The sequence below is a fragment of the Pseudaminobacter salicylatoxidans genome, assembly GCF_003148475.1.
In the GTDB taxonomy this organism is placed as follows: Bacteria; Pseudomonadota; Alphaproteobacteria; order Rhizobiales; family Rhizobiaceae; genus Pseudaminobacter; species Pseudaminobacter salicylatoxidans.
On the sequence record NZ_QGGG01000041.1, the window covers coordinates 1 to 1,268 of the forward strand.

The 1,268-nt window shown below is 62.1% G+C and carries 1 pseudogene; it reads left to right on the plus strand.

Going from position 1 to position 1,268, the window contains the following annotated elements:
• Window positions 1-64 precede the first annotated feature (64 nt).
• Window positions 65-1,252, plus strand: a pseudogene (locus C7441_RS23680) (IS3 family transposase).
• Window positions 1,253-1,268 lie beyond the last annotated feature (16 nt).

Genomic DNA, 1,268 nt, shown 5'->3' on the forward strand with positions numbered 1-1,268 from the left:
TGACGTTGCCCCTTTGACTTAATCCGGTTTGAAGTTCGTTCTGGCCTAAAGAGAGGACCAGAACATGAAACGCAGCCGCTTCTCGGATGAGCAGATCATCGGGATTGAAGGAGCATGAGACCGGGGTCTCGGTCGCGGATTTGTGCCGCAAGCATGGCGTGAGCGATGCCTCGATCTACAAATGGAAGGCCAAATTCGGTGGCATGGACGTGTCCGAGGCGAAGCGTCTGAAGAGCCTGGAGGATGAGAACACACGCCTGAAGCGGCTTTTGGCCGATGCCATGCTCGACAATGCGGCACTGAAGGATCTGTTGGGAAAGAAGTGGTGACGCCCGCAGCCAGGCGGAACGCTGTCACTCATCTGAAGTCTGCCTTTGGGATGAGTGAACGGCGGGCGTGTAAAGCCATCGGCTGTTGCCGCATGACGGTTCGCTACGAGACCAGGCGGCCCGATGATCGCGAGCTTCGGGAGCGGATGTGGGAGATCGCGCGCGAGCGCCGGCGCTTCGGCTATCGGCGTCTGCATGTCCTGCTCAAGCGCGAGGGCCACCTTGTGAACCACAAGAAGCTGTTCCGGCTCTACCGGGAAGAGAAGCTGAGCGTGCGCAAGCGAGGTGGCCGCAAGCGGGCGATCGGGACGCGAGCACCCATGCTGGTGCCTTTGCAGCCGAACGAGCGCTGGTCGCTGGACTTTGTGTCCGATCAGCTCACCGACGGCCGGCGCTTCCGTATTCTGGCCGTGGTCGACGACTGCACGCGTGAGAGCCTGGCGCTGGTCGCCGACACATCGCTGTCGGGCCTGCGGGTCGCTCGCGAGTTGGATCGCCTCATCGCCGAACGTGGCAAGCCGAGGATGATCGTCAGCGACAACGGCAGCGAGTTCACCAGCAATGCCATTTTGGCATGGGCCGATCGGGCGCGTGTCGAGTGGCACTACATCGCGCCAGGCAAGCCGATGCAGAACGGCTTCATCGAGAGCTTCAACGGCCGCCTACGCGACGAGTTGCTCAACGAAACGCTGTTCTCCTCGCTGGCTCAGGCCCGCGCGATGCTGAGCATCTGGCGGACGGACTACAATGGCTCGCGCCCGCACTCGAAGCTCGGCTGGAAGACGCCCGACGAGTTCGCTCCGACCTTCCACACGCGACGGGCCCTGACGCTGCGCACTGCCAAAAGCTACGCGCCAGCGCCCGCGGCTTCACCCGCCCATCAGGGCAAAGACAACGCCGGAAACGAACTCAAAACTGGATAAAAACTGGGGGCAACGT